The sequence below is a fragment of the Sporosarcina sp. ANT_H38 genome (genome assembly GCF_008369195.1).
GTDB lineage: Bacteria > Bacillota > Bacilli > Bacillales_A > Planococcaceae > Sporosarcina.
The window spans coordinates 239,421-263,352 of record NZ_VOBC01000001.1 but is presented as its reverse complement, the minus strand read 5'-3'; the positions used below and the strand labels follow the sequence as shown (position 1 = coordinate 263,352).

The following is a 23,932-nucleotide window of genomic DNA, read 5'->3' as shown; positions in this document are numbered from 1 at the left end:
AAAAAGACGGCATTCACAATTAAGTGTTTACCGTCTTTTTCCTTATCCATCATAATTTTTTAATACGATTGTATCCTTTTTCTCCGTATGGTTGTAACTCCTCTAACCACTTCTCCAACTGCTTTTCAAGAATTTCGCCCTTACTAGTTCCTTTCCAATCCTTTTCATCTATCGTTTCGAGTAATTCGATTTCAAAACTTTCTTTTCCATGTTCATCCCAATCGGATTGCAATTCTTTATTTTTATGGCCACCGGTAGTTAACATGAATTTCAATCCGTTCAATGTTTTGAAATTCGGTGTCGAACCTATAAAAATCTTTCCGTTCTTTTCATTTTTGATTTGAAAAATACCATAACTCGGTTTCTCTGCCTTCGCTTTCATCTTCATTTCTTTTTTAAAATCCATTTCATCGACATCTCCATTTTGCACGAGGCCATATGCACTTCCTTCAGCGTTACGCGTTAGCACACCACGGTCGATCATCTCCCGTCGTAATAGCATATAATCTTCAAATATTGTCACCAAAACCGCATTTACTTCACCTTCTGAATACACTTTTTTCGGTTTAAAGAGCAATGCAATTTCAGCCAATAGTTGATTTTTTTCTTGTTCTTTCAAACGGAATGTTTTCAAACGCCCATCTTCCTCTGAGAAATAGCTAGCTAATTCTTTTGAGGGCTCAAATGATTTCTCAATCGGCTTATCGATACTCGGTACATCTATTACCAGTTCTTGTTGCCGTTTCACCAAATTCATAAGAGCAAGAAGGTTTTTTGCTTGTTTTTCTTTTTTTCGTAATGAAAAACGATGATTACGAATCGTCGACATGCTTCCGATTTTCAGTTCCTGTTGAATTTCTTTGTCTGACTTCCCCGCGTAAATCAAAGAAAGCAGTTTCGACTGTTGATCGGACAACCCCGTCTGTTCCTTACCACCCGAGAGTAATAGTTCAAAAACACTTCCATGCGTCCTTTCAATATGATGTTCCATATAACGCCAATCTGCGAAAAGCACATCTCCTACAGGATATATAACTCCCTTTTCTACTTCTTCACCACATACTAAACAGCGATAATGACGACTCTCTTCACTGTATCCTTTTTCCATAACTTCTAATGGGTAATCTAGTGACATATCCAATTAATCATAAACACCTTTCGTTATATAGTTATTTTATATAAACAAATATAACTTTTATCTACAATTTATTCAACATTGATTTTACACACACACAAAAAAAAACGTACTCATAATTTATTATAGGTAATATATATACTAAATGCACTTGATGCCTTTTGGATAAAGGGTTTAAGTTTTAGTATATATACTAAAACTTTGGCTCTGTTAAATTTTAATGTTGTTATTAAGTTTAAAAAACGGACTTCCATAAAAGCGGAAGTCCGTTTTTTAATATTTACTTCTTAAACTAAAGCACCCGTTTGTTTAAGTGTATTTATTCACATAGAACTATCCAAAATAGTTCTATGTATGCAAGTTCTAATAATCTAACTGCTTTAAGCTCAATAATAAACCATCATCTGTAATCTTTTTAACCTTGAATGAATTTAACTTTCTGTCAATTTTTTTATCCATTTTATCTGCATTACTGAATGAATTTCTTACTGCATCTATTGCATAATTAAGAATTGATAACACACCTGCACTTCCTAATGCCACTCCCATACTTTCGTTCTCTGGAAGATGAGTATCCATAATCTCTCTTACTTCTTTATAATAGTCTCCTTTAATAAGGATATATTCAGATTTTGCCTCTAAACCTGCTAATAACTCAGTTCGATTATGTGCTTCATAAGCTTCTATACCATTCACTTTGTACATAAAAAATCCACCTTTCAAGTGTCATAATAATCAACTCATAATATTTATACGAATATAAACAAACTAAAGTTCCACTTTTTTCTAATTTTATTTATTCGACTAAACTGCCCTGTTAGTTGAATAACGGAATAATCAGTTGTTTGGTGCTACAATGAGAAAAGCTAATGCGAGATAAAGTATCCAATTTGATATGCTTTCAACACCTTTTTCCAAATAAAACACCCCCTTATCAAGAGATGCTCAAAACAGCAAAAGTATTACCTCCTTCTTCATCTAAACTGCTCCGTTAGTTGAAGAAGAAACAAAATTTATATCGAGAACTTAGATAACCTAAGTGGAAGATAAAATCTTTTTTATCGCTGTCACGTATCCAGCCTTATAAAGTAGCATGCCCTTCATTTTAACTCTTCCCTGAGTATCTGGAATCCAACCTTGATGGGAAAGAAATTCTTCGGAAACGGCATGCTCTAACGCGTTTATTTCGGTAGGTAATAGCCCTTCAACTTTTGCTGCTAATACCTCCGTAGAACCTGATGGCAATGACTCTCGTTGTTGTAACCTCATATCTCTCATATCAATGGTCAAAGTTGTCTGGTGTTTCAACAATGCATTCTCTGCCAGCCAATCAGAGAATTGAGTTATTGAGTAGAGAAGATTATACGCTGTAGTGGTTCTTTTAGGTAACCAGTAAAGACCACTTGGGTCATACCCATCTTCACCAATCGTCCCAGAATGCATAGATTCAGCAAAGGATTCAAAGAAAGCCTTTGGAGATGAAAAGTAATGTCGATTTGCATCCATATAATCTAGCATTAATTCCACTGCCTGTATAAGTTTGTTATGCCATGACTTGCTCATTACATGGTTTTTTAGCTGATACTCGTGCAATGGATGTAAAAGACTTGTTTCTCCATTGTGCTCTATGAGAAGAGAATACAAGTCAATACTTCTACCAGTGTTGTCTTTGTATGTTTTTGTTAGCATTCTTACATATCTCATAAATCCCCCCCCGTAACTATGTATCTTGAATTAGTATTATATTATTTCATATATTTGGTATTTAGTATGTATTCTACCTGTAATAATATTTTAGAACAATAAAAAATACAGCCTTTTATGTGTATAAAGACTGTATTTAGTGGTTAACTATTAAGTTTTAGTATGGTTTCTTACCTGTAATAACATAATAGTACGGTTTTTTAACATCTTAGCGTTCTATTTTATTACAGTCGCGACTAACTCGATTTCTACATTTCCTTTGATAGCACGACTGATCATACAGGACGTTTCCGCTTTTTCCGCAAGCTTGTGCGCTAACGCTTCATCTTTTTTAGTCGCGTCCCGTTGCAACACGATTTGAGGTTTATGGATAATTTTTTTGTATGTAATGATACCGTTCGTTACATCGACAACGCCGACTGACTTCATCGTCAAGGCAACTTTCTCCAGCTTACTTCGCTCCATCATAGCCGCAAGTGTAATAATATAACATGTTGCAGCAGCACCCAATAGCATTTCATCCGGATTTGTACCAATTCCCGGCCCGTCCATTTCAGGAGGAATCGAAATCTTCGTTTTCAAATTCCCTGCATCGATTGTTCCTATATCATTCCGCAAACCCGGCCAGTCAGCTGTTAAATGAAAGTAGTGTTCTGCCATTAGAAAAGTCCCCCATTGATTACTTTATTTGTTTTATAAACAGTTTACTATCCGTCGATTCAGTAAATCAAATTAACACGTCTGTTGATTAACCAGTTACTCGTATAAAATATTGGCGAGAAGGGCTTGATGACTTCCATTTTCACTGGACTATTTTGGACCGCTTTCGGCGAAATAATCACGATACAGTTACCGGGAGAAAAGTGTGGCTAGAAGTGACTCCGTCATTTCTAGCCACACTTTTTAGAGAGGAATTGTAGTTCATTCCTCCTTGTTAATCCTATTGCGAATAGTTGCCTGTCGCGCACTCTTGGATGTTGTACAATGTGTTCCTTGATTACTTTTAGCAAGGAATATGCATCTAATCATCTGATGCCTTATGGAAAGTGACACATCTTTAAAATAAATAAGAAAAAACTATAGAGAAATCATCAGCCGCCAAAATTGTATCTTTGGCGGCTTTTATCCATGTAGATGATCATTTTTTATCGGTTACTCGCTTGACGTGTCAAATTAAAGTAGTAAATCGATTGGCATTAGCCAACAGTTTATTGGAAAGAAAAGATAGCTCTGATCCCGTTTTCCCAACAGCTTGCATCGCTTCAAATTGTTCTTGAAATACACGCATCATTTCTGCAGCATTACTTTGATTTTTCTCAGAAACATTTTCAACTTGCTTTGTTGATGCCTCCAATAGGGGCAGAACGCTTTCCAATGAGTTCAAGTGATCCTTCATGATGAATAGTCTTTGATCCAATATACGAATATGATCAGCAGCAGCTTTGAAATTACTGCTATTTTCTCGTGTAATGCTTTCAAAGTTTGTTGCGTCTACTTGCATCTCTTCTATATTTAAAGTAGTCCTGTCAACGGATTGTTCCATTTGTGAAATCGTATCTTTAATTTCTCCTGTAGCGAAAGCCGATTGCTCCGCTAATCGTTGCACCTCATTTGCTACCACTATGAATCCTGCTCCAGCACTTCCGGCCCTAGAAGCTTCGATTTTCGCATTCAATGCAAGCATACGGGTTTGATTAGCAATATTGTCAATCGTTCTAACAACTTTAGAAACGGACATGAATTTCCCATGTAAATCATCAATCGTTTGAATGACACTTTCCATACTTTCGAAAAATATTTGCATCTTTTTTGCTGCCTCGATTGTCGAAGTCTCCCCTATTTTCACGACTTGTTTTGTAACAGTTGATTCATTAAAAACTTCTTCCATTTCGTTAAACAACGCGGCCGTTTGATTTTTCATCTGCTGGAAGGCTTGTTGCTGTGCAGTTGAAACGGAAACCGTCTCTGCCGCAATCTTCTCAAGCTCCGTAACCTGGGCATTCATATAATTGTTTTTTGTTAGTAGCGTAGTTGAATTCACGTTTAAATGACTGCCAGTCCGTTCTAGCTGTATACTTGTGTTTTTAATTTCCACGAGCATATGAGACATATTTTCAATCATCATCTTAAAACTTTTAATAAGTGATTGGAATTCAGGTGTAGAAGATTGAATCGATAAATCGATTCCCAAATCCCCTTCCCTAACTATACGCATTTTTTGTTGCAATACAATTATTGGTTTCGTCATACGGTTAATCGTCGGCGCGATTAGTAGCAACGCGATGATTAACGCAATTAAGATCGTTATCAAAATCAGGATTCCCATTTCCTTCGTATCCACTAAGTAATCACTGTCCGGAACGACAATAACAAATTCCCCACCCAACTCTTGAATACGAAAATAGCTGATTGTATAGGGATTTCCTTGAATCATTTCATGTAATATACCTTTACCACTCTTACTTATTTTTTCTACAATCTGATTAGACAAATTGAAATCTGAATTTCCACTCACCTCAAAAGGAAACAACTGATTATCTTTCGAGTAAAACATCGTAGCATGATAACCTTCTTGGGTTAACGATACATGCTGCCTTTTAATGACCTCTTCAAGTTCAACCATGAATTTTTCCTTGTTTCCAATATGAGCCAACATCAATGTTTTTGCTAAATCATTAACGATTGTCACTTCTCTCTCTAAACGAGAAGAAACGAGTTCAATAGTGTTTGTTTTCATTTTTTCATACGCCGTGAATCCTATCGTTACTGTAGAAAGTAACAGGATTGTTAAAATCACGAATAGTAATCTTGTTTTAAATGAAACTCTTGTAATCCGTAAAGGTAATCTTGTCCAGTTCACTTGCCCAAAATTAATCTTCCTAACAAACTTTTGTGCCAATCGGCTCATTTTAATAACCACCTTACAGGAATTTATACTCAATTTTCTCATATGTGTGTAAAGCCTCTGTAAAGGTTGTGTAATTTTTCTGTATGTAATTTGGAATAGTTTTTCACGCCTCTTGATTAACTAAACATAACCAATAAATACCTTCCCCCGGCCACACTTGTATAGTTGCGCTTTAGGATTGCTATGGATTGAATGACTACTAGTACGATTACCGAGATGTCTGGATTTGTAGGGTTGTCCTTCATCCGTCGCGCTCCAAATACATAAGTATACGAAGTGCTAAAGCTCTTTGGGACAAAAGAATAGAGTGGCATTTACATGGTTAATAGCTGCCAAAGATGCAATTTTGGCGGCTGATGCTGTCTCTATAGTTTATTCTTATTTATTTTAAAGAAGTGTCACTTCTAGCCATACCTAGGCTACCTCAGTAAATCTGTCCTAAATAGTTAGCCGAAAGCGGTCCAAAATAGTCCAGTGAAAATGGAGGTTATCAAGCACTTCTCACCAGTATTTTATGCAACTATATGGTTAATCAACAGACGTGAGTCTTTTTATTTGAATTACAAAAAGCTATTCACGATGAATGTAAATAGCTTTTGTATTGTTACGTTAACGCTCTTGCCAAGTCTTCTAGTAAATCTTCCACATCTTCAATCCCTACCGAAATCCGAACAAGCCCGTCTGTAATACCGAGTTCTAATCTGCGTTCACGCGGAATTGATGCATGTGTCATTCGTGCAGGAATAGAAATCAAACTTTCAACTGCACCTAAACTTTCTGCAAGCGTAAAGTAGCGTAATTTTGCAAGAAGCTCATCGGCTTTCTTTTCACTTCCAACATCGAACGAAATCATACCACCGAAGCCGGTCGCTTGCCTTGTCATCAATTCTCGGCCGGGATGTGTTTTAAGTCCCGGATAATATACTTTCCCCACTGCCTCATGCTCATCTAAAAACTCTGCGATTTTCTGCGCATTTACATTATGCTCTTCCATACGAAGTCCAAGAGTCTTTATACCGCGAATCAATAACCACGAATCCTGCGGTCCAAGAATTGCACCAACCGAATTTTGAATGAAGTGTAAATCCTCTTCTAGCTTCTCTGTTGCTACAACGACAAGTCCAGCTACGACATCACTATGACCTCCGAGATATTTTGTGGCACTATGCAATACAATGTCTGCACCTTGAGCAATTGGTTGTTGGAAATAAGGTGTCATAAACGTATTGTCGACAATTGTGAGCAGATCCTTTTCTCTTGCAAGTTTAGTAATAGCTTCGATATCCGTTACTTTTAAAAGCGGATTTGTTGGCGATTCTAAGAAAATCGCTTTTGTATTTTCTTCAATCGCGGCTTCTACTTTTGTAACATCACTAGAATCAACGAATGTTGCTGAGATACCAAAGCGATTCAACACTTTCGTCATGACACGGTATGTTCCACCGTAGACATCATCCGTTAGTACAATATGGTCCCCTTTACTAAACAACATCATCACCGAACTAATCGCGGCCATTCCAGAGCCAAAAGCAAAGCCCGCTTTTCCGCCCTCCAAATCACTTATCAATACTTCTAGCGCATGACGAGTTGGGTTTCCTGTTCGTGAATATTCATAACCGTTAAATTGACCGACTGTCTCTTGTTTGTACGTACTTACTTGGTAAATCGGTGTCGAAACTGCACCTGTCGTTACATCTCCAACAATACCACCGTGAATTAATTTCGTTTTTGCACGCATGAATTATTCTCTCCCTTTAAATAGATCATATATATTTTTAGTTAAATAACGCTCACTTGAATCAGGAAAAATAGTAACAATGTGGCTACCCACTTCCGCGGTTTCTGCTTCAAGTAAAGCACCGTGAAAGGCTGCGCCAGAAGAACTTCCAACTAGTAACCCCTCATTCTTCGCCAATGAGCGCAGCTGCATGAACGCGACCTCATCCCTAACAGTATGAATGGCATCAAAATATGAAAGGTTCATATAATTTGGTAAAAATTCCATTCCAATCCCTTCCGTTATATGAGATCCCGCTGCACCGCCATTGAGTATTGAGCCTTCAGGTTCCACAATTACTGTTTTCACATTCGAATTACGCTCTTTCAAAAATTGCGCGGTGCCCATAAATGTACCACCAGATCCTGCACCAGCTACAAAAACATCGATTTGTCCATCTAAATCACGCCATAATTCAGGTCCGAGTGTTTTCATATAGGTAGCTGGATTTGCAGGATTCGAAAACTGAGAAGGTGAATAGGCACCAGATGTCTTTAGTACAAGTTCTCGAGCTTTCTCTATCGCGCCTCTCATACCCAGTTCACTTTTCGAATTGACTACTTCAGCACCAAGAGCACGCATAAGTGTCTGTTTTTCTAAACTAAACTTTTCTGGAACAACAAACACCACGTTATAGCCTTTTCCAATCGCAGCAAGAGCCAGACCGATACCCGTATTTCCTGCAGTCGGTTCAATAATTGTTCCACCAGGTAACAAGTTTCCCGACTGCTCTGCATCTTCAATGAGCGATAATCCAAGCCGATCCTTTACGCTTCCTCCTGGATTTAGGTACTCTAGCTTCGCAAATATTCGACAAGAATTCGGGATAGCTATGCGGCTAATCTCAACAACCGGTGTATTTCCAACTAAATCTTGTACATTACGGTAAACTCTCATTACGCTTCCTCTTTGTACACTTGGCGCCATTCATCTTTTTTTGCAAGCATATTTCCTGCCAACTCTTTGGCACCTTCTAAGCTATGACTTGCGGCCCATCCACACTGCACTTCATTACAAGCTGGCACTTCCGTTGCCACAAGTACATCCCGTAACGTTTTTTCTAAAATAACAAGAATGTCTTCGAAATCATCATGATTGATGACCGATAAATAAAAGCCAGTTTGGCAACCCATCGGACTGAGATCGACAACATTATCCGAATGGTTTCGAATGTTCTCTGCCATTAAATGCTCTAATGAATGTAGGGCATCCATTTTCATAAACTGTTTGTTAGGCTGTGTGAAACGTAAATCATATTTAAACACTTCATCACCGTGAATTCCTTGTTTTGTTCCCGCTAAACGCACGTAAGGAGCTACGACTTTCGTATGATCTAAGTTAAAGCTTTCGACATTCAATTTTCTCATCTTGGTCTCCCCTGATCTTTTAGTTGCATCCATTAGCCAGACATAATCGTTCAGTTGTGTAAACGTCACATCGAATCCTGCTTTTATAAATATGTTCGTCAATACTGGTAGCGTTGTATAATATTCACGCTCTAAGTCGTCTGCAACATTATGAAAGTTTCTTGCGCGTTCCTTTTCAATCTGAGCTTGCTTAGCTTCTTCCGTGATAAAAGCAGTATCCGCAAAAACAATTTTGCCATGTGTCGGCAACAGTTGTGCATACCTCTTCAACGCAATTCCTTTTTCTTCGTCAGTTAAATGATGAAATACATAGGAACTTGCAATTGAATCAATCGCAATACTGCCGATTTCAAAATCTACAAGATCTCCGTCTTTAACTTCAATTGAAGGAAAACGTTCAGCCGTTATTCTCCGCATCGCAGTATTTGGTTCAATGCCAATTACTTGATGGCCGGCATCTATTAATTTCCCAGTCAAGTTTCCAGTACCTGTGCCGAATTCTAGAATAGTTCCAACTACTTCACTTGTAACAGTGTTTAGAATCTCGTCATACCTCTCGAATACATCACGGTATTCGGGATCCTCTCCAGCAACTGATGCGTCATATGAGTCTATCCACTCATCAAAAATATCGATAAATTCACGTCCCATAATAAAACTCCTTTTTCTAAACATATTATTCCAAGTTCTTTACTATGGTTTAGGCATATTATCATTTCCTTTACCACGAACCTAATTTCTATGAAAGTTATGCTCGGCAATAAAATCGGAAATATATTGTCCGGTAAATACTCAAATAGCATCGCCGAGTTCTTGCATATCATTACGGTATTTGTGAATTATTTATCTAAGAACCTCGCCCTTTTGGCACATAAAAAAATGGAACCGGCTGCCCCATCGGGCTAGTCGGTTCCATTTTTCATTACTTAACTTCCATCGTATATTCTTCATGTTCATGTAATTCTTTATCGTCTTCTACATGAATTTGAACCTTATACGAACTCGCTTCTGCAAATGTATAAGAAGCTACATATTCACCAGCAACTGTTTCTTCCACATCGACCCAATCATGTTTATCAGGATTTGCTTCATTCCAAATTTCGTAACGTACTCGTGCTTTTTCAAGTGGTTTGTCATCTACTTGCAGGTGGACAACCATTTCAGTTGACTCACCAGATTTCAAATTCTCTGGTTTCGTAAAATGCATCAAAAACCCTTCAGTTTGCCCATGATCGTGTTCATCTACAACAGTTTCTTCATAATTCCCACCGTTACCAACTGTTACTTCTTTTGTCGGCATTGTATGCAAACCTCTCGCAGTCACATGGGCTTGAATATAGAACAGACCATCATGATCAAATGAAGTTTCTGCAGTGTACAATCCGTCTTTGTCATTTTTGGATTTAACTTTGACACTCGCGTCTTTTTTTCCTTCTTCCCATATTTCAAATTCAACTTCATCAGCGTCATCTATTTTGTCTTCACCTTGAGTAACAACAGTCGCAATTTTTATAATGCCATCCACTTCAACTTGTTCTGTCACTGTTAGCTGCACATCAAGCGGTAGAGGTACTCCCGCCTCTCCTTTTTTTACCGTTTCTTCTTTATTGCACGCTGCCATCATAGCCAACATGAATACCCCTACTAATAAACCAAATTTTCTTTTCAACAAGATTCCCCCATAGTCATTTTACTTAACGTAGTTCATTATGTTCGTTATGATTATAAAAGATAAGTTAGAACTAAATGTGAAGTACTGCGCTTCACATAATTTTCACATGTATTAGAGAAAATGAGTACAATGAGCATTCTACAATTGAAATGAGGTTTTATCTTGAATCCATCCACCATTATGATTATAGACGATGAACCGCAAATGAGGAAACTGATTCGAATGTTCCTTGAGAAAGAAGGTTACACTGTCGTCGAAGCAACCGATGGTATCCATGCACTATCACTGATAACCAAGACCGATCCACAGCTACTACTTGTAGATGTAATGATGCCCTATATGGATGGCTTTACTTTCGCTAAAGAAATAAAGCGCACATCGACAATCCCGCTCATCTTTTTATCAGCAAAAGGAGACGAATGGGATAAAATACAAGGTTTAAAGCTTGGCGGCGACGATTATATTGTCAAACCCTTTTTACCAGGAGAGCTTCTTGCAAGAATTGAATCTGTTCTGAGACGATCTTATAAAAATAGTCCTGTCGCTGATACGTTAACTGTCGGGCCACTCGTTATCGATAACGGAGCGCATACAGTGTCACTGAATGGAAACCCGTTAATATTAACATTAAAGGAGTTCGGTATGCTCCATGTACTTGCTAAAAATAGAGGTCACGTCTATTCAAGGGAACAATTGCTTCATATCGTCTGGGGAGAAGAACATCAAAGTAGCGAGCGCACAGTAGATACACATATTAAAACGTTAAGGCTCAAAATGGGGAATGATGGAGAGCTGATTGAAACAGTTTGGGGTATAGGCTATAAATTCGAGGTGTGAAGATTGAAGAACCTTACATTAAGCAAGAAAATTGGAATGGTCCTAATTTCCAGTATCGGGTTTACAATACTCTTTTCCTTTTTCTTCATCCACTATCTCTATTCAGAATTGTATTTGACAAGTATTGAAGAATCCATTGTCTATCAAGGGAAAAGGACGGCTTCTCATTACCATTACGGGGAATTAAGTGATGAAATCATCGGTAAAATTCAATGGTACAACATCGTTTCGGAATACGAAATTATCGTCGTTGATAACTTAGAGGATCTCACATCCTATTTCCCTTATGAGGTCAATTATGAAACACTTGTCGACGCAAATGACATGGCAGAGTTGGAAAAAGGATCCTACGTTCTAAAAGAAGGATTCGTAAGAGAACTTGACCATGAAATTCTAGGGGCGATTTTTCCAATCAAAGGTGAAAAAGGACTTATCGGATACATCTATATTTATGTCCCACTTGCTGCAGTTCAAGATGTATTCCGAGGTAGCATTCCAATACTATTGATTGTTGGTGGCTTATTTTTCTTTATACTTTTTTTAGTTATCAATCAGGTATGGAGCTCTTTGTTCAAACCGTTGCAAGATCTTCAGCAGCTTTCTTTTGAAGTATCCAAAGGTAACTATTCAAATCGGATACAAACCGAACGGGACGATGAAATTGGCCAATTAACAAAGGCGTTCAATCAGATGAGCCTTTCACTCCAACAGCAGGAAGAACGCAAAAAGGAATTCACGTCAAACATCGTGCACGAACTTCGTACACCGCTCACTTATATTAGCGGTTACACACATGTACTTAAAGACAAAATATATTCATCACCTGAAGAAGCAGAAAGCTATTTGACAACGATTGAAAAAGAAACAGTTCGACTGACCAAATTAATCACTGATCTTGTGGAATTAAATCATTTACAAGAAGATTTGTATTCCATTGACATGCAGCCAATTGCTATTGCTCAATTATTAGTAGACACAGTTGACTTGTTCACGATACTTATCGATGAGATGGAATTATGTCTTGTATTGAATATTGGAGAAGAACTTATTCTTACAGCTGACCCAAAAAGAATTCAACAAGTCTTTTACAATACAATTGACAATGCCGTAAAATATTCTGTTACAAACGGAACCTTGGCAATTGAATTAACAAAAAAAGAGGAAACCCTTCAATTCCGAGTAACAAACGATGGAATTCTTATTGACGATGAAGATCTCGAACGAATTGGCGATCGTTTTTTCAGGACAGATAAAGCCCGGAATCGGACAACCGGTGGTACTGGCTTAGGACTCCCCATTGTAAAAGAAATCATCCGACTGCACAAAGGGACATTTGAGATGACTAGCGACGCCACGACGGGAACAACCGTAACGATTCGATTGCCAGGCTTATCTATTGACGAAAAAGAAGAGGTGTAATTTGAAAAACACATGCTATCTGTTTATTCCCCTTGTCTTTACAGTATGGCTTTCCGCTTGCAGTTCTGAGCCACAGAATGGAAAAGAAGCTATCCCTTTTTCTTATACAGACCAAAATGGACAACCTTTTGGTACGGATGAATTAGCAGGGAAAGTTTGGATTGCCGATTTCGTCTTCACAAAATGTACATCCGTCTGTCCTCCGATGACAATAGAGATGGCGGATTTGCAAAAAAAATTCGAGGATGAAGGCATACAAGTTGAATTTGTATCGTTCACTGTCGATCCAACAATTGATTCACCAGAAGTTTTAAAAAGCTACCTTTTTCAGTTCACAGACGACGAATCGAATTGGCATATGTTGACCGGCTTTTCACAAGAGGAAATTGAAGTTTTCGCCAGGGAACAATTTCAAACAATTGTACAAAAACCATCCACATCCAACCAAGTCATTCATGGGACAAACTTTTATTTGATTGATCAGCAAGGCAGGATCGTGAAAGAATACAATTACGTAGATGAATCCTATGTTGAGAAAATGATAAAGGATATTAAAAAACTGCATAAGTAATCAAATAACCGAGAGTTTCCAAGTACACGGAGACTCTCGGTTATTTTGATTCCCCTTAATAGACTATGTTTTCTCAATGTAACAACAAACTAATGATTAGAATTATCATGCCGATAATAGAAGGGAAAGATTATCTAAAAAACACTATTTCCATTCCTAGGAGGAATAACATGTTAACCATTCAATCACTTAGCAAACAGTATATAGGAGGTTCTTGGAGAGATGGGGAAAGTGAAAATACCCTCACGAACACTAATCCTTATAACGGTGAAATATTGTCCATTTTAAAGATGGCAACAATCAATGACGTAGATCAAGCATATAAAGCTTCTTTAGACGCAAAAGAACAATGGGACAAAGTGAATGCCTATAAAAAACGTGATATCCTCGAAAAAGCTGCCCATTACATCCAACAACACGAGGAAGAAATTACTGAAATGATTATCGACGAATTAGGTGGGACTCGATTAAAAGCCGCATTTGAAATCGGACTTGTTGTTAATATGGTTAAAGAAGCAGCCACCTTCCCCTTAAGGATGGAAGGGAAAATTTTGCCTTCTATCGAAGATGAAAAAGAGAACAGATTATATCGTATTCCAGTAGGAGTTGTCGGTGTCATAAGTCCATTCAACTTCCCATTCTTCTTATCCATGAAATCAGTGGCGCCTGCTATTGGTGCTGGAAACGGTGTTGTATTAAAACCACATGAAGAAACACCTGTTACCGGAGGAACGCTTATTGCGAAAATATTCGAAGAAGCTGGCGTTCCGAAAGGTCTGTTAAATGTCGTTGTTACGGATATCAAAGAAATAGGCGACTCATTTATTGAACATCCAATTCCACGAATTATTTCATTTACAGGTTCTACAAAAGTGGGCAGTCATATTGGGCAGGTCGCCATTAAAAACTTCAAGAAGCCAATTTTAGAATTAGGCGGAAACAGCGCCTTTATCATTATGGAAGATGCCGATCTAGACTACGCAGTAAACGCTGCAGCGTTCAGCCGTTTTACACATCAAGGTCAAATATGTATGTGTGCCAATCGCGTTTTGGTTCATAGATCTGCATACAAATTATTCCTCGAAAAATTCAAAGAAAAAGTATCCTCATTAAAAGTTGGAGATCCGAGAGATCCCGAAACGATCATCGGCCCTGTCGTTAATGAACGCCAGGCTTCCAACCTTCGATCAATCATAAATAAAGGCATCGAACAAGGGGCATCCGCTTTGCTTGAAGGAAAAATGACAGGTAACTTAGTCGAACCGACAATTTTAATAGACGTAACCCCAGCAATGCAAATTGCACAGGAGGAGCTATTTGGACCTGTAGTTTGCGTTATTCCATTCGATACAGAAGAAGAGGCAATTGCAATTGCAAACGATACTCGTTTCGGTTTAAGTGGAGCAATCCACACTTCTAACGTTGAACGTGGTGTTCAAATGGCTAAGAAAATTCACTCGGGGATGATACACGTGAATGATATCACAATTAACGATGAGCCAATAGTAGCTTTCGGCGGTGAAAATCAATCGGGCATCGGTAGATTGAACGGACAGTGGAGCCTTGATGAGTTCACTACAATGAAGTGGATTTCAGTGAATTATGGACAAAGGAATTTTCCATATTAATAAATGAGGAGGGTATAAGCAATGTCTCAAATAGTGAAACACATACACTCGACAGATGACATATTGGATGCATTTCAAAAAGTAGCCCCTTATTTAAACAAATTGGTTCAAGACGATATTACGATTGGAATTTACGATACAAAACAGCTACTCCTCAATATACCCGGGGAAACATTCGCGCTAAATGTCAAAGCTGGAGACCCCCTCGAACCTGGAGATATAATCACAAATGCAATCAAAGAAAACAAAGATCAGTCTTCCTTGGTGCCAAAGGAGATTTTCGGCTTCCCGTTAATCGCTCGTGCTATTCCACTGCAGGATGAACATGGAAAAGTTATTGGCGGCATCGGAATTGGTACAAGCATGGAAAAATCCAATAGTCTATTTATTGTTGCAGAGAGCCTTTCAGCAATCGTTGAAGAGACGGCCGCTTCCCTAGAGGAAATAGCAGGATCAGTTACACAACTAGCTGATCAAGTGTCCGAAGTAATGAAGCTGATGACAGAAGTAAGTACCGGTGCAAAAGAAATCGGGAAAGTTTCCACTGTCGTTAGAGGTCTTTCTGACCAAAGTAATCTACTCGGTTTAAACGCTGCAATCGAAGCTGCTAGAGCCGGGGATGCTGGGAAGGGATTTAATGTCGTTGCCAAAGAAATTCGAAAGCTCGCGACAAATTCAAAAGAAAATGTTACTCAAATTGATGAATTAACTAAAAATATTTCAAACTCCATTCTAAATTTGACTAACGCTTTTTCTGGTATTAATGAATTGACTACAAATCAAGCTGCATCGATTGAGCAAATTTCAGCAACTGTTCAAGAAATTAGCCGTAATGCACATAGTCTGTCCACGATGGCTGAAAGCTCATTAATTAATTAATTGACTGATTGATTGATAGAAAGTAATTATTAACATGAAAACACCTCCTAGGCTTATCAGCATAGGAGGTGTTTCCTTGTTAGCAATACATTTATTATTTCCTCAGAGACTCTAAATAACTCCTACTATAGCAGGCAGAACAGACACAAAGATAATTAATAAAAGAACAGAGGGGAAGTTGTCTTTGATGATAGGAATGTTTCCGAAAAACAACCTGCGTTTCAAGCAACGTTAAAGTATGAGAATTGTCTTTTATCAAACGGATTCTCATTCAAAAACAATCAATCGAAATTCCGAATTGATTGTTTTCCCTTTTGGAATTTAGAATTACGCACTTTCATTTATTAAGCGAAACTTCAATAAGCCGGGAGTTTTACTACCGTTAATGCATTATAAAAAGTAAGGACATCATCAATTTTCTTGAGGTTGAAAATTAATCATTGAAATTCCTGTAATTCTCAATTTTTGTCCTGCAAGTAAACGCACTTCGCTCTTTGTCGAACTGACCGTACCACCAATCAATTCATACATTTTCGGATCATTGTTTTTGTCGAAAATTTGAAGATAGCCTAAGTCATTCGGCGTTGTAATTGTGTAATTTCCCGCCTCAATATCCAATCCGACTTCCCAGATACCCGTTACCAATTCTGTCGATAGAAAAGTAGGTGCGGGTAGGATATTTACAGAGTCGTATCCTCCATCCACCAACACAGTATAGGTTTCGTCGATATCGACTGTTAAGCTGCCCACGCCTGCATAATTACCGACGATCTCGCGCAACACCAGTCCCCCATCTTCATCCCGGATGAAAACATTGCCAGTCGGGTGACCAGTAATGGTATACCTGCCCGATGGGAGTTTAACCTGTTTACCATCTTTAGGGACAACTGGGATATCGACCTCTTCCGCAAGTGCATTGCTGCGATCACTCGTTTCAAATAACGCCGGATTCACTTTACCGATTAAGTCGTTTTTTTCATTTCCCGTAATTTCAAAATTCTCCTCGTAACGAAGGACTTTTTCAGAAGGTGCATTTTGGAAAGGTCCATACGCACAGCCAGTCATAATGAATAAACTTGCGAATAATAAAAGAAGTGAAAAACCCCTCCTTGTCATCCGCTTATTCCTTATCAAAATAGTATTTTTCATAATACTCCACCGTCCCTAAAGGCCCTACTGTCAATTTTTTCCTGTTGAAGTCAAGCATCCGTTCTATCCAATTTGTTTGCTCTGGTACACCCATTCCTTTTAGCGGTATGCACAATAGGTAATCTGCAATGAAAAGATGGTCGGCTGGTAGAGCAGACTCATTCTTTAGCTTTTCATACCGCTGGGCATCCATCTCGATTTTAAGATAGGCCTCATTTTCTTTTGTGAAATGTTGTTCATGAACAATTTTTCCGTTTTTCAAAAAAACTACCCGATCCGCATAAAGATCCAGGTTTCCAAGTAGATGTGATGCGACAAAAATTAGTTTCTCATTCTTTTTCATTTCTATTAAGCATTCAGAAATCAATGCGACATTCGATATATCTAGTCCATTCATCACTTCGTCCATCAGCATAACAGGCGTGTCTGCCGCAGCCATCATAGCGAAGCATAACCGCTGGCGCATTCCTAACGAATACGTACGCACCTTTTTATTGACATAGTGACCCATACGCAATCGCTCGATGATTTCTGGTACATGACGTGATGAACCTTTCCACATATTAGCGTATAAGTTCAAATGGTCGATGCCAGACAACTCATCAAACAAATCGCTTTGTTCAGGGAAAGTCGTCAATTGCTTATGAATCAACAGTTCTTCTTTCTCATTTCGGTACGCATATTTCCCATTTAACGTCACACTACCTGAATTCGGTTTGATAAAATTCGCCATCACATTAAACAAAGTCGTTTTTCCAGTTCCGTTAGGAGCGACAACACCGATTATTTCTCCTTTATCAGCAGTGAGATTCAAATTTTCCAATACGACTTTATCCTTGTAAGCAACAGTTACATTCGATAATTTAAGCATCGCTTTCTCCAACTTTCTAGATCAATTTGATGGATGTATCGGCTTTTCTCATGTGCATTAGTTTATTTCTACCATAAAGGATCGCCAATACAATTAGGTTCAGCGCAATTAACCAAACAAATGCATGTTTGTAATCCAATTTATCGTTCCCAAACACTTCTGCCAAGTTACCTGAGAATACAGCACCAATTTCAATGTATTTGATGGGATGCAACAAAGTCGTTTTAATGCCCGTTGTATCCAATAAATCCGGCAAGAAGAATACGACAATCAGGATTAACACAGTTGCATACACATTTTTAATCAGTAGATTCAATAAAGCCGTTCCATACAAAAGTAACAAAGTAATCAACGCCAACGCTACTAACATATACGCTAGATAACGTATTGTTGAAACCGCTATAAAGTCCCCATTCTGGAATAATAGAACTGGCGAAGTAAAGTCGCCGATACCCGTTTTTTGAGATACGTAAATACCTCCTAGCAGCAATCCGAAGATAAGAAACAAATAGATTTGTATAAAATAGATAAAGACCTTGCCATTAATCTTTTTCATGACTGATATCGGAAATCCGCTCACGACCGACCGGTTCTGCTGTTCATGTGCTAACATTCCACTGCCCGCTATTAGGACAAATAGGCAGAAAATCAAACCGCTAATTTCATTTAACGCAACAGGCATATAGTTACTCGCAACAAATGGATCCGGCTGAAGCGGTAATTGATGCTTTTTGTTATAGCTTAATAGGGCATCTTCTTTGAAAATTTCTACTTTCGGTACAACTAAGTGTGAGGGAACCCCTTTATTTCCTACCCCATGTATATGCAAACGAAGTTCATTCAACTTTAGTCCATTATCGATGTATTGATCATCCTCACTTCTCGTTAAAAAAAAGCGTTGCATGTTTATCAATGACACTTGTTCCGTAAAGTTATTGTAGATTTCTTTTCCTTCAGGCGTCTCCCGTAATGTATCTGGAAAGTTAAAAAAGATTGTATCGAATCCCACCGCTTCCTCTTTCTTCTTCTCCTTTAGTGTTTCAAATTCGTTTTGACTGTAGATTAGAAAATATAATGGGAAATATAGCAAAAGTGCAAGGCCCAACAACCAATTTTTCCTATTACTTAGTAATAGTTTTAGTTCAAATAATAAATACTTCCAAAACATAATCGTATCCTTTCTTGTGAAGTAGTCTCAACTTGAATGATAGAATCGTCGCTTATTTACAAGGCGTGAAACAACTAACAAGACACATTCAATAATTGCAATCATAATCAGCAACACGAAGATACCCTTCATATAAGTAATTGTCTCGGTATTAAGCAAAAAATTCTTCTCACTCGTTACGACTTTGCCAAAATCAAAATAGGTTTGTGGAAAATAGCTAATATCTATGCCAAACAACTCTCTTGAAGTCCTTGTTAAATAAAGTCGCTCTGAAAAGAGAATAAGACTGCTAACCAACAGGACAAGCCATTCATTTTTCAATAATAAGCTGAGCACTACATTTAAGCGTATAAACAGATAAACCATTATGGGAATGACACTCAACGATTTTAATAGGAATTGTGCGATAGTAATGACATCATAATCCTCCAAGGTAAATAATTGTTGGGCAATCATCACCGGCACCTTCATGTCGAAAGAACCGAAACCAAACTGAAGGGATATTACCAACACCCCTACAAGGATCACCCCTGCAAGGACAAGGAGGCTATACAAAAATATTGAAAGCGTCTTCAAATTCAACAACCGATACCAAGACAGCGGTAGCCCTTGAAGTACCGTTCGATATTGCCTGTCCCTAGTTAAAATATCACTGCTAAAATAAATAACACAAAATAGAAAAAGATACATGCCATAATTCAACAATAAATTTTGCAGTACTTGCAAACCTGTCTTTTCCTGAATCATCTCATTGGAAATCGTATAATCATTTTTTAAATAGTCCTCAAAACGTAACATCGTCTGGTTATAAAGATGGGCTCTATCTTTCCCTGGAAAGATAGAGTGTTTAAACAATGACACATCTCCCACATACTCAGACATATTCCATTCGAGATAATGAGTCCTTAAATAGAGGAACCGATTATAATCATGATCTTCGTATGCTGTCAGCATCCCGTGAAATAGTTTATAGTTATTCGCGTTTACCGAATAAACCGGCACACCAGTCATTTTATTTATTCCTGTAGTCCCTTTTTCTTCCCTAAAGGTTTGTTCCACTTGCAATTCTTCCAAGTAATCACGTGTTTCAACAGGATCAAATGTTTCCTTCGTCTCTTTGTTCGGTAAAATAATGAAACAATAACCCAAAAGAAATACGAACAAAAAAACGATAAAAGGAATGTTTCTTCTACTCTTGCTCGTTATTGCGAATTCGTGTTTCAAAAAATTTCGATTCATCCCAGCTTCCCCTTTTAGTAATGAAGTTAACTTCTCCTATATTCCCCTCGCAATAAAATGAATATTATAATTATTAATTAAGCCTACTATACCATAAAGACTAAATATTTAAATACATTAAATTATCACACTACTAAAACGACTGTAATTTAATTTTTTTAAATAGCTTTCTAGGAGTTTAAAAGGTAAATTAACGTGATATTTCAAGGAAAGCACCCCATCTTTTACTATTTTAGAGTTTTGAAAATTAAAGCTACAAATTAATCGCCACACTTCCGATGTAGTTGAATAAACAAAAACGGTACATATGGGAAAAAAGCACATCAATAAAATCATTTATAGAATTTTATTAACCTAACAGGTTTGGTGCAATTATCTTTTTCAGCGTTTCCGCAAGCAACAAGTACAAGGAATAACGCCATTGACAATCTTTCATACATGAAAAAACTACCTACTTTGGATTATTGATAAATACCTGTTAGGATGGGAATAATGATAAATAAGATTTTCAATATTGGAGGGATCTCAATGAATGATCCGATTAAGCAAACAGTTTCTACTCTTACCTATATTTCAGTCGAAAGAATTATGGGGTGGTTTGACCAAAAAACGCTGCGAACCGTGCATACCATCCATTTATATGCAGACTCAATTTCAACTTCAAATAATACCTTCAGATTAGAGCATGTATATGATATGTCCTATAAGCCGTTCTCCAGTGGAACAGGGTTCTTCTATTTGCATACAACACAAGGTGTCTTCACTTTTGAAGTCGATTCAGACCCGACCAATTTCATAAGGATATATAAAGATATACGATGATAATCATCTCTTTCCCAAAAAAATGTTTAACTCTTTCATTTTTAAGGTAACTAAAGAAAGAGACATAAAAATGGAGGGATTTATAATGACTACAAAAAATACTGTTGAAAACGTCGTTCAAGCAAAAGTAAAAATCGAGGAATTGGTGACACAAGGTTATACACATGATGACATCTATATTTTTGCACATGATAAAAAGAGAGCAAATCATATTACAGATGCACTTGATACAGAAAACGTAGGAATGAAAGAACAGGGTTTCTTGGATAGCATGAAGAACATGTTCTCTTCACGCGGCGATGAGCTCCGTAGCAAGATGGAAGCTGCCGGTCTGTCTACTGCAGAAGCTGCCGATGCTGAGAAGGAGCTTGACCAAGGTAAACTTATCATTATCGCAAAGAAATAACCTATAAATTCATTAGTCCCATTCCTTTTATCAAAGGAATGGGACTTTTTTACAGATTAAGACACTCTGTTGAATAATCAAAAGTAGCCAGTAAATAACTTGATCATCTACTGGCGCTATGTGTAAATTTGACTTTGGATTACTTTGGATAGAATGACTTCTATTCGATTACCAAGGGATTCGACTTTGTCGCATCCCTACATATTTTTTCGGTAATCGTATAGTAGTACTTCATCAGTCGCGCTTACATGTTATTTTTTAATGCTTTCATTGGCATAATCACCCCGTTATTCGTTATGATGAACAATGAAAGCGGGTGCGGTTTATGATCAATAAATTATGGAAGATTGGTTTTTTCACTGGACTTACAAGTTTCGTTTTGCTCATATTGGGTGTACGAACTATTTTAGGTCAAACTCTTGTCTTTAAAAACTACTTAACTTTTGGTCTTTTCGGGCTAATTATCGGTGTATTTTCATTTTTATTGCTGTTTTACAATTTCAAGATTGCTTTCAGGATTTTCTTAGTTGGTGTGGTCCTCGGTTTCGCAGAGTTTTTCCGCAGCTTACTAATGGATCCCAACGGAATGGGTGATGTACTAGGGATCTTGTCCTTGTTCATTATTTCTTCCTTTGGATTGGGACTGGCATTCATTGTGCAGTTCATCGTATTATTAATGAAGAAAAAGAACGTATAAAAAGAGTATACAACTCCTAATCCAATAGGAGTTGTATACTCTTTTTTTCAGTACATTAAACTGTTTTTTCTTTCTTAATCTGCTTACTTCGTAACTGGCCACAAGCTGCGTCAATGTCTGTTCCGTGCTCAAGACGGACGCCGCAATTGATACCTTTTCTTTTAAGCGTTTCATAAAATGCTTTAATATCTTCTGGTGTACTGCGACGATATTGGTCATGTTCGTCAACAGGGTTGTAGGGTATCAAGTTGACATATGACAGGTGACGTTTGTTTTCAAGCAGTTTTGCTAATTGTTGCGCTTCTGCGACATGATCATTCACGTCCTGCAACATAATATATTCAAACGTTATTCTGCGATTTGTCGTTTCCAAATAATAATCGATGGAGTCCATCAACTTCTCAATCGGGAATGCTTTGTTAATTTTCATAACGCGTGTACGAAGTTCATTATTCGGCGCATGCAAAGAAACGGCTAAGTTGATTTGGATATTTTCTTCTGCAAATTCTTTAATGCGTTGTGGATTACCACTTGTTGAAACAGTAATATGACGTGCTCCAATCGAAAGTCCTTTTTGGTCATTGACGACACGTAGGAAATCCATCAAGTTTGCGTAATTGTCGAATGGTTCGCCAATTCCCATAACAACAATATGACTAACACGCTCTTCTTGCTCTTTCGCATCAAGGTGATGCTGTACTTCCATGATTTGCTCTACAATCTCTCCCGCAGTCAAATCACGGCTCTTTTTCAACAATCCGCTTGCACAGAAACTACAGCCAATATTACAGCCGACTTGTGTCGTTACACAGACCGATTGGCCGTAAGGGAATTTCATCAATACGGTTTCAATCAAGTTGCCATCCTGCATTTTGAATAGGAACTTGATAGTTCCGTCTTCAGACTCCTGCTTGACAGTCTGCTCCAGCGTCCGCATGACAAAGTTCGCTTCCAGCAAATCAATGCATTCTTGATTAATATTTTTCATGTCCGCAAAGTTTGTGACTCGTTTCTTGTATAACCAGTCCCAAATTTGAGCAGCACGGAATTTTTTTTGTCCCTGTTCCAGTAACCATTCTGTCAGTTGTTCAATTGTGAGTCCGTATATCGAGTTTTTCATTCGTTATCCTCATTTCAAAAAATGCAATTCACACATTATACTACATGAATTTAGAAATGGGAACAACTAATTAAATTAACTGAACACTTTAACAAACGAAAGAACCACCTATTTTACTCGCATTAATTTAGCGGTAAAGTTAGGGGGCTAGTTTTTTAGGTCGAACGTTTTTCTAAATTAATAGGCACATTAAAACCGAAACAATAGATACCAATCAATTGTCGCCGCGCCGCCTACTGTTGCGATAGAAAAAAGCACATCGCCAACTCCTAAAATTTTATATAGAAAAGACTAGGCAAGCTCCATATTCCATGAGCATGCCTAGTCTTAAATTATTGCTTTTTTACATTTCAACGTATTTCATTTTTAGCTGCATTGTCTTTTTTTACTTTCATCACAAGCGTTAAAATGTTTAATAAGGTAAGCACCGTGAAAAAGATTCCGAAGCCAATTTGTCCATTCGCAAACCGAGTAAATGCGAAATAACTCATGATTAATATAAGTGCAATATCAATGTATTTAGATCCCATGTGAAAACCTCCCTTGTTTTTACAAGTATATCA

General features: G+C 37.7%; 23 protein-coding genes and 1 pseudogene. 8 read left to right on the top strand and 16 right to left on the bottom strand.

Annotation, left to right across the window (positions count from 1 at the left end; genetic code table 11):
* Positions 1 to 49: 49 nt before the first annotated feature.
* The 10 genes and pseudogenes from FQ087_RS01400 to FQ087_RS01360 all read right to left on the bottom strand — a co-directional run bounded on the left by FQ087_RS01400 (position 50) and on the right by FQ087_RS01360 (position 10,560).
* A complete protein-coding gene (locus tag FQ087_RS01400; protein ID WP_255452257.1) occupies positions 50 to 1,135 on the bottom strand; it encodes a DUF2087 domain-containing protein in 1,086 nt (361 codons plus the stop codon).
* A 363-nt stretch (positions 1,136 to 1,498) separates the two neighbouring features.
* Entirely contained in the window at positions 1,499 to 1,840 is a 342-nt protein-coding gene (locus FQ087_RS01395) for a hypothetical protein (RefSeq protein ID WP_149578777.1), read from the bottom strand.
* A 330-nt stretch (positions 1,841 to 2,170) separates the two neighbouring features.
* A complete protein-coding gene (gmtX, locus tag FQ087_RS22280; protein ID WP_188006605.1) occupies positions 2,171 to 2,839 on the bottom strand; it encodes a gamma-mobile-trio protein GmtX in 669 nt (222 codons plus the stop codon).
* 216 nt (positions 2,840 to 3,055) lie between these two features.
* On the bottom strand, positions 3,056 to 3,499 hold the full coding sequence (locus FQ087_RS01385; RefSeq protein ID WP_149578776.1) for an OsmC family protein: 444 nt from the start codon (positions 3,497 to 3,499) through the stop codon (positions 3,056 to 3,058).
* A gap of 508 nt (positions 3,500 to 4,007) precedes the next feature.
* Positions 4,008 to 5,747 (bottom strand): methyl-accepting chemotaxis protein, encoded by a 1,740-nt coding sequence (locus FQ087_RS01380; RefSeq protein WP_188006604.1) that lies wholly within the window; start codon positions 5,745 to 5,747, stop codon positions 4,008 to 4,010.
* A 604-nt stretch (positions 5,748 to 6,351) separates the two neighbouring features.
* The gene (locus FQ087_RS01375) at positions 6,352 to 7,485 is read right to left on the bottom strand and encodes a bifunctional cystathionine gamma-lyase/homocysteine desulfhydrase (protein ID WP_149578774.1); all 1,134 of its coding nucleotides are present in this window, start codon (positions 7,483 to 7,485) and stop codon (positions 6,352 to 6,354) included.
* 3 nt (positions 7,486 to 7,488) lie between these two features.
* The gene (locus FQ087_RS01370) at positions 7,489 to 8,421 is read right to left on the bottom strand and encodes a PLP-dependent cysteine synthase family protein (RefSeq protein ID WP_149578773.1); all 933 of its coding nucleotides are present in this window, start codon (positions 8,419 to 8,421) and stop codon (positions 7,489 to 7,491) included.
* Complete coding sequence (locus FQ087_RS22790; protein ID WP_255452256.1) at positions 8,421 to 8,891, bottom strand: S-ribosylhomocysteine lyase; 471 nt, start codon at positions 8,889 to 8,891, stop codon at positions 8,421 to 8,423. The genes FQ087_RS01370 and FQ087_RS22790 overlap by 1 nt, the downstream gene beginning before the upstream one ends.
* 78 nt (positions 8,892 to 8,969) lie before the next feature.
* Positions 8,970 to 9,542 (bottom strand): annotated as a pseudogene (locus FQ087_RS22785) (class I SAM-dependent methyltransferase); the annotation flags it as partial.
* Between the two features lie 271 nt (positions 9,543 to 9,813).
* Positions 9,814 to 10,560 (bottom strand): FixH family protein, encoded by a 747-nt coding sequence (locus FQ087_RS01360; RefSeq protein ID WP_255452112.1) that lies wholly within the window; start codon positions 10,558 to 10,560, stop codon positions 9,814 to 9,816.
* 165 nt (positions 10,561 to 10,725) lie between these two features.
* On the opposite strand from FQ087_RS01360, the gene FQ087_RS01355 reads away from it, so the two are divergent.
* The 5 genes from FQ087_RS01355 to FQ087_RS01335 all read left to right on the top strand — a co-directional run bounded on the left by FQ087_RS01355 (position 10,726) and on the right by FQ087_RS01335 (position 15,897).
* On the top strand, positions 10,726 to 11,400 hold the full coding sequence (locus FQ087_RS01355) for a response regulator transcription factor (RefSeq protein ID WP_255452111.1): 675 nt from the start codon (positions 10,726 to 10,728) through the stop codon (positions 11,398 to 11,400).
* A 3-nt stretch (positions 11,401 to 11,403) separates the two neighbouring features.
* Positions 11,404 to 12,819 carry a sensor histidine kinase gene (locus FQ087_RS01350; RefSeq protein ID WP_149578770.1) on the top strand — a complete coding sequence of 472 codons (1,416 nt, stop codon included), beginning with the start codon at positions 11,404 to 11,406 and terminating at the stop codon, positions 12,817 to 12,819.
* A 1-nt stretch (position 12,820) separates the two neighbouring features.
* Complete coding sequence (locus FQ087_RS01345; RefSeq protein WP_149578769.1) at positions 12,821 to 13,390, top strand: SCO family protein; 570 nt, start codon at positions 12,821 to 12,823, stop codon at positions 13,388 to 13,390.
* Positions 13,391 to 13,560: 170 nt separating this feature from the next.
* Positions 13,561 to 15,018 carry an aldehyde dehydrogenase family protein gene (locus FQ087_RS01340; RefSeq protein ID WP_149578768.1) on the top strand — a complete coding sequence of 486 codons (1,458 nt, stop codon included), beginning with the start codon at positions 13,561 to 13,563 and terminating at the stop codon, positions 15,016 to 15,018.
* 21 nt (positions 15,019 to 15,039) lie between these two features.
* Positions 15,040 to 15,897 (top strand): methyl-accepting chemotaxis protein, encoded by an 858-nt coding sequence (locus FQ087_RS01335; protein WP_149578767.1) that lies wholly within the window; start codon positions 15,040 to 15,042, stop codon positions 15,895 to 15,897.
* Positions 15,898 to 16,308: 411 nt separating this feature from the next.
* Here FQ087_RS01335 and FQ087_RS01325 read toward each other — a convergent pair whose 3' ends face one another.
* From FQ087_RS01325 to FQ087_RS01310, 4 genes are read right to left on the bottom strand one after another with little or no spacing between them, the layout of a single operon-like run.
* Entirely contained in the window at positions 16,309 to 17,013 is a 705-nt protein-coding gene (locus tag FQ087_RS01325) for a hypothetical protein (protein WP_149578766.1), read from the bottom strand.
* 4 nt (positions 17,014 to 17,017) lie between these two features.
* Positions 17,018 to 17,917 carry an ABC transporter ATP-binding protein gene (locus FQ087_RS01320; protein ID WP_149578765.1) on the bottom strand — a complete coding sequence of 300 codons (900 nt, stop codon included), beginning with the start codon at positions 17,915 to 17,917 and terminating at the stop codon, positions 17,018 to 17,020.
* Between the two features lie 16 nt (positions 17,918 to 17,933).
* A complete protein-coding gene (locus FQ087_RS01315) occupies positions 17,934 to 19,085 on the bottom strand; it encodes a hypothetical protein (RefSeq protein ID WP_149578764.1) in 1,152 nt (383 codons plus the stop codon).
* Between the two features lie 27 nt (positions 19,086 to 19,112).
* Positions 19,113 to 20,324, bottom strand: a complete 1,212-nt coding sequence (locus FQ087_RS01310; RefSeq protein WP_149578763.1) for a hypothetical protein — start codon at positions 20,322 to 20,324, stop codon at positions 19,113 to 19,115.
* Positions 20,325 to 20,852: 528 nt separating this feature from the next.
* On the opposite strand from FQ087_RS01310, the gene FQ087_RS01305 reads away from it, so the two are divergent.
* The 3 genes from FQ087_RS01305 to FQ087_RS01295 all read left to right on the top strand — a co-directional run bounded on the left by FQ087_RS01305 (position 20,853) and on the right by FQ087_RS01295 (position 22,249).
* Complete coding sequence (locus FQ087_RS01305) at positions 20,853 to 21,146, top strand: hypothetical protein (protein WP_149578762.1); 294 nt, start codon at positions 20,853 to 20,855, stop codon at positions 21,144 to 21,146.
* Positions 21,147 to 21,231: 85 nt separating this feature from the next.
* Positions 21,232 to 21,552, top strand: coding sequence for a YflT domain-containing protein (locus FQ087_RS01300; RefSeq protein ID WP_149578761.1), 321 nt, complete (start codon positions 21,232 to 21,234; stop codon positions 21,550 to 21,552).
* A gap of 325 nt (positions 21,553 to 21,877) precedes the next feature.
* Positions 21,878 to 22,249: a hypothetical protein gene (locus FQ087_RS01295; protein WP_149578760.1), complete on the top strand. Its 372-nt coding sequence runs from the start codon at positions 21,878 to 21,880 to the stop codon at positions 22,247 to 22,249.
* 55 nt (positions 22,250 to 22,304) lie between these two features.
* On the opposite strand, the gene rlmN is transcribed toward FQ087_RS01295, so the two are convergent.
* Both rlmN and FQ087_RS01285 read right to left on the bottom strand, forming a co-directional pair.
* Complete coding sequence (rlmN, locus tag FQ087_RS01290; RefSeq protein WP_149578759.1) at positions 22,305 to 23,369, bottom strand: dual-specificity RNA methyltransferase RlmN; 1,065 nt, start codon at positions 23,367 to 23,369, stop codon at positions 22,305 to 22,307.
* Between the two features lie 350 nt (positions 23,370 to 23,719).
* Positions 23,720 to 23,899 (bottom strand): hypothetical protein, encoded by a 180-nt coding sequence (locus FQ087_RS01285; protein ID WP_149578758.1) that lies wholly within the window; start codon positions 23,897 to 23,899, stop codon positions 23,720 to 23,722.
* Positions 23,900 to 23,932: the final 33 nt, after the last annotated feature.

Bases quoted from the DNA above. Each gene is read 5' to 3' on its own strand.
- FQ087_RS01300 (WP_149578761.1), top strand. From the start codon at position 21,232: ATGACTACAAAAAATACTGTTGAAAACGTCGTTCAAGCAAAAGTAAAA.
- FQ087_RS01320 (WP_149578765.1), bottom strand. From the start codon at position 17,917: ATGCTTAAATTATCGAATGTAACTGTTGCTTACAAGGATAAAGTCGTA.
- gmtX (WP_188006605.1), bottom strand. From the start codon at position 2,839: ATGAGATATGTAAGAATGCTAACAAAAACATACAAAGACAACACTGGT.
- FQ087_RS01380 (WP_188006604.1), bottom strand. From the start codon at position 5,747: ATGAGCCGATTGGCACAAAAGTTTGTTAGGAAGATTAATTTTGGGCAA.
- FQ087_RS22790 (WP_255452256.1), bottom strand. From the start codon at position 8,891: ATGAGAAAATTGAATGTCGAAAGCTTTAACTTAGATCATACGAAAGTC.
- FQ087_RS01315 (WP_149578764.1), bottom strand. From the start codon at position 19,085: ATGTTTTGGAAGTATTTATTATTTGAACTAAAACTATTACTAAGTAAT.
- FQ087_RS01385 (WP_149578776.1), bottom strand. From the start codon at position 3,499: ATGGCAGAACACTACTTTCATTTAACAGCTGACTGGCCGGGTTTGCGG.
- FQ087_RS01370 (WP_149578773.1), bottom strand. From the start codon at position 8,421: ATGAGAGTTTACCGTAATGTACAAGATTTAGTTGGAAATACACCGGTT.
- FQ087_RS01400 (WP_255452257.1), bottom strand. From the start codon at position 1,135: ATGTCACTAGATTACCCATTAGAAGTTATGGAAAAAGGATACAGTGAA.
- FQ087_RS01375 (WP_149578774.1), bottom strand. From the start codon at position 7,485: ATGCGTGCAAAAACGAAATTAATTCACGGTGGTATTGTTGGAGATGTA.
- FQ087_RS01310 (WP_149578763.1), bottom strand. From the start codon at position 20,324: ATGAATCGAAATTTTTTGAAACACGAATTCGCAATAACGAGCAAGAGT.
- FQ087_RS01325 (WP_149578766.1), bottom strand. From the start codon at position 17,013: ATGACAAGGAGGGGTTTTTCACTTCTTTTATTATTCGCAAGTTTATTC.
- FQ087_RS01285 (WP_149578758.1), bottom strand. From the start codon at position 23,899: ATGGGATCTAAATACATTGATATTGCACTTATATTAATCATGAGTTAT.
- FQ087_RS01395 (WP_149578777.1), bottom strand. From the start codon at position 1,840: ATGTACAAAGTGAATGGTATAGAAGCTTATGAAGCACATAATCGAACT.
- FQ087_RS01340 (WP_149578768.1), top strand. From the start codon at position 13,561: ATGTTAACCATTCAATCACTTAGCAAACAGTATATAGGAGGTTCTTGG.
- FQ087_RS01295 (WP_149578760.1), top strand. From the start codon at position 21,878: ATGATCAATAAATTATGGAAGATTGGTTTTTTCACTGGACTTACAAGT.
- rlmN (WP_149578759.1), bottom strand. From the start codon at position 23,369: ATGAAAAACTCGATATACGGACTCACAATTGAACAACTGACAGAATGG.
- FQ087_RS01335 (WP_149578767.1), top strand. From the start codon at position 15,040: ATGTCTCAAATAGTGAAACACATACACTCGACAGATGACATATTGGAT.
- FQ087_RS01305 (WP_149578762.1), top strand. From the start codon at position 20,853: ATGAATGATCCGATTAAGCAAACAGTTTCTACTCTTACCTATATTTCA.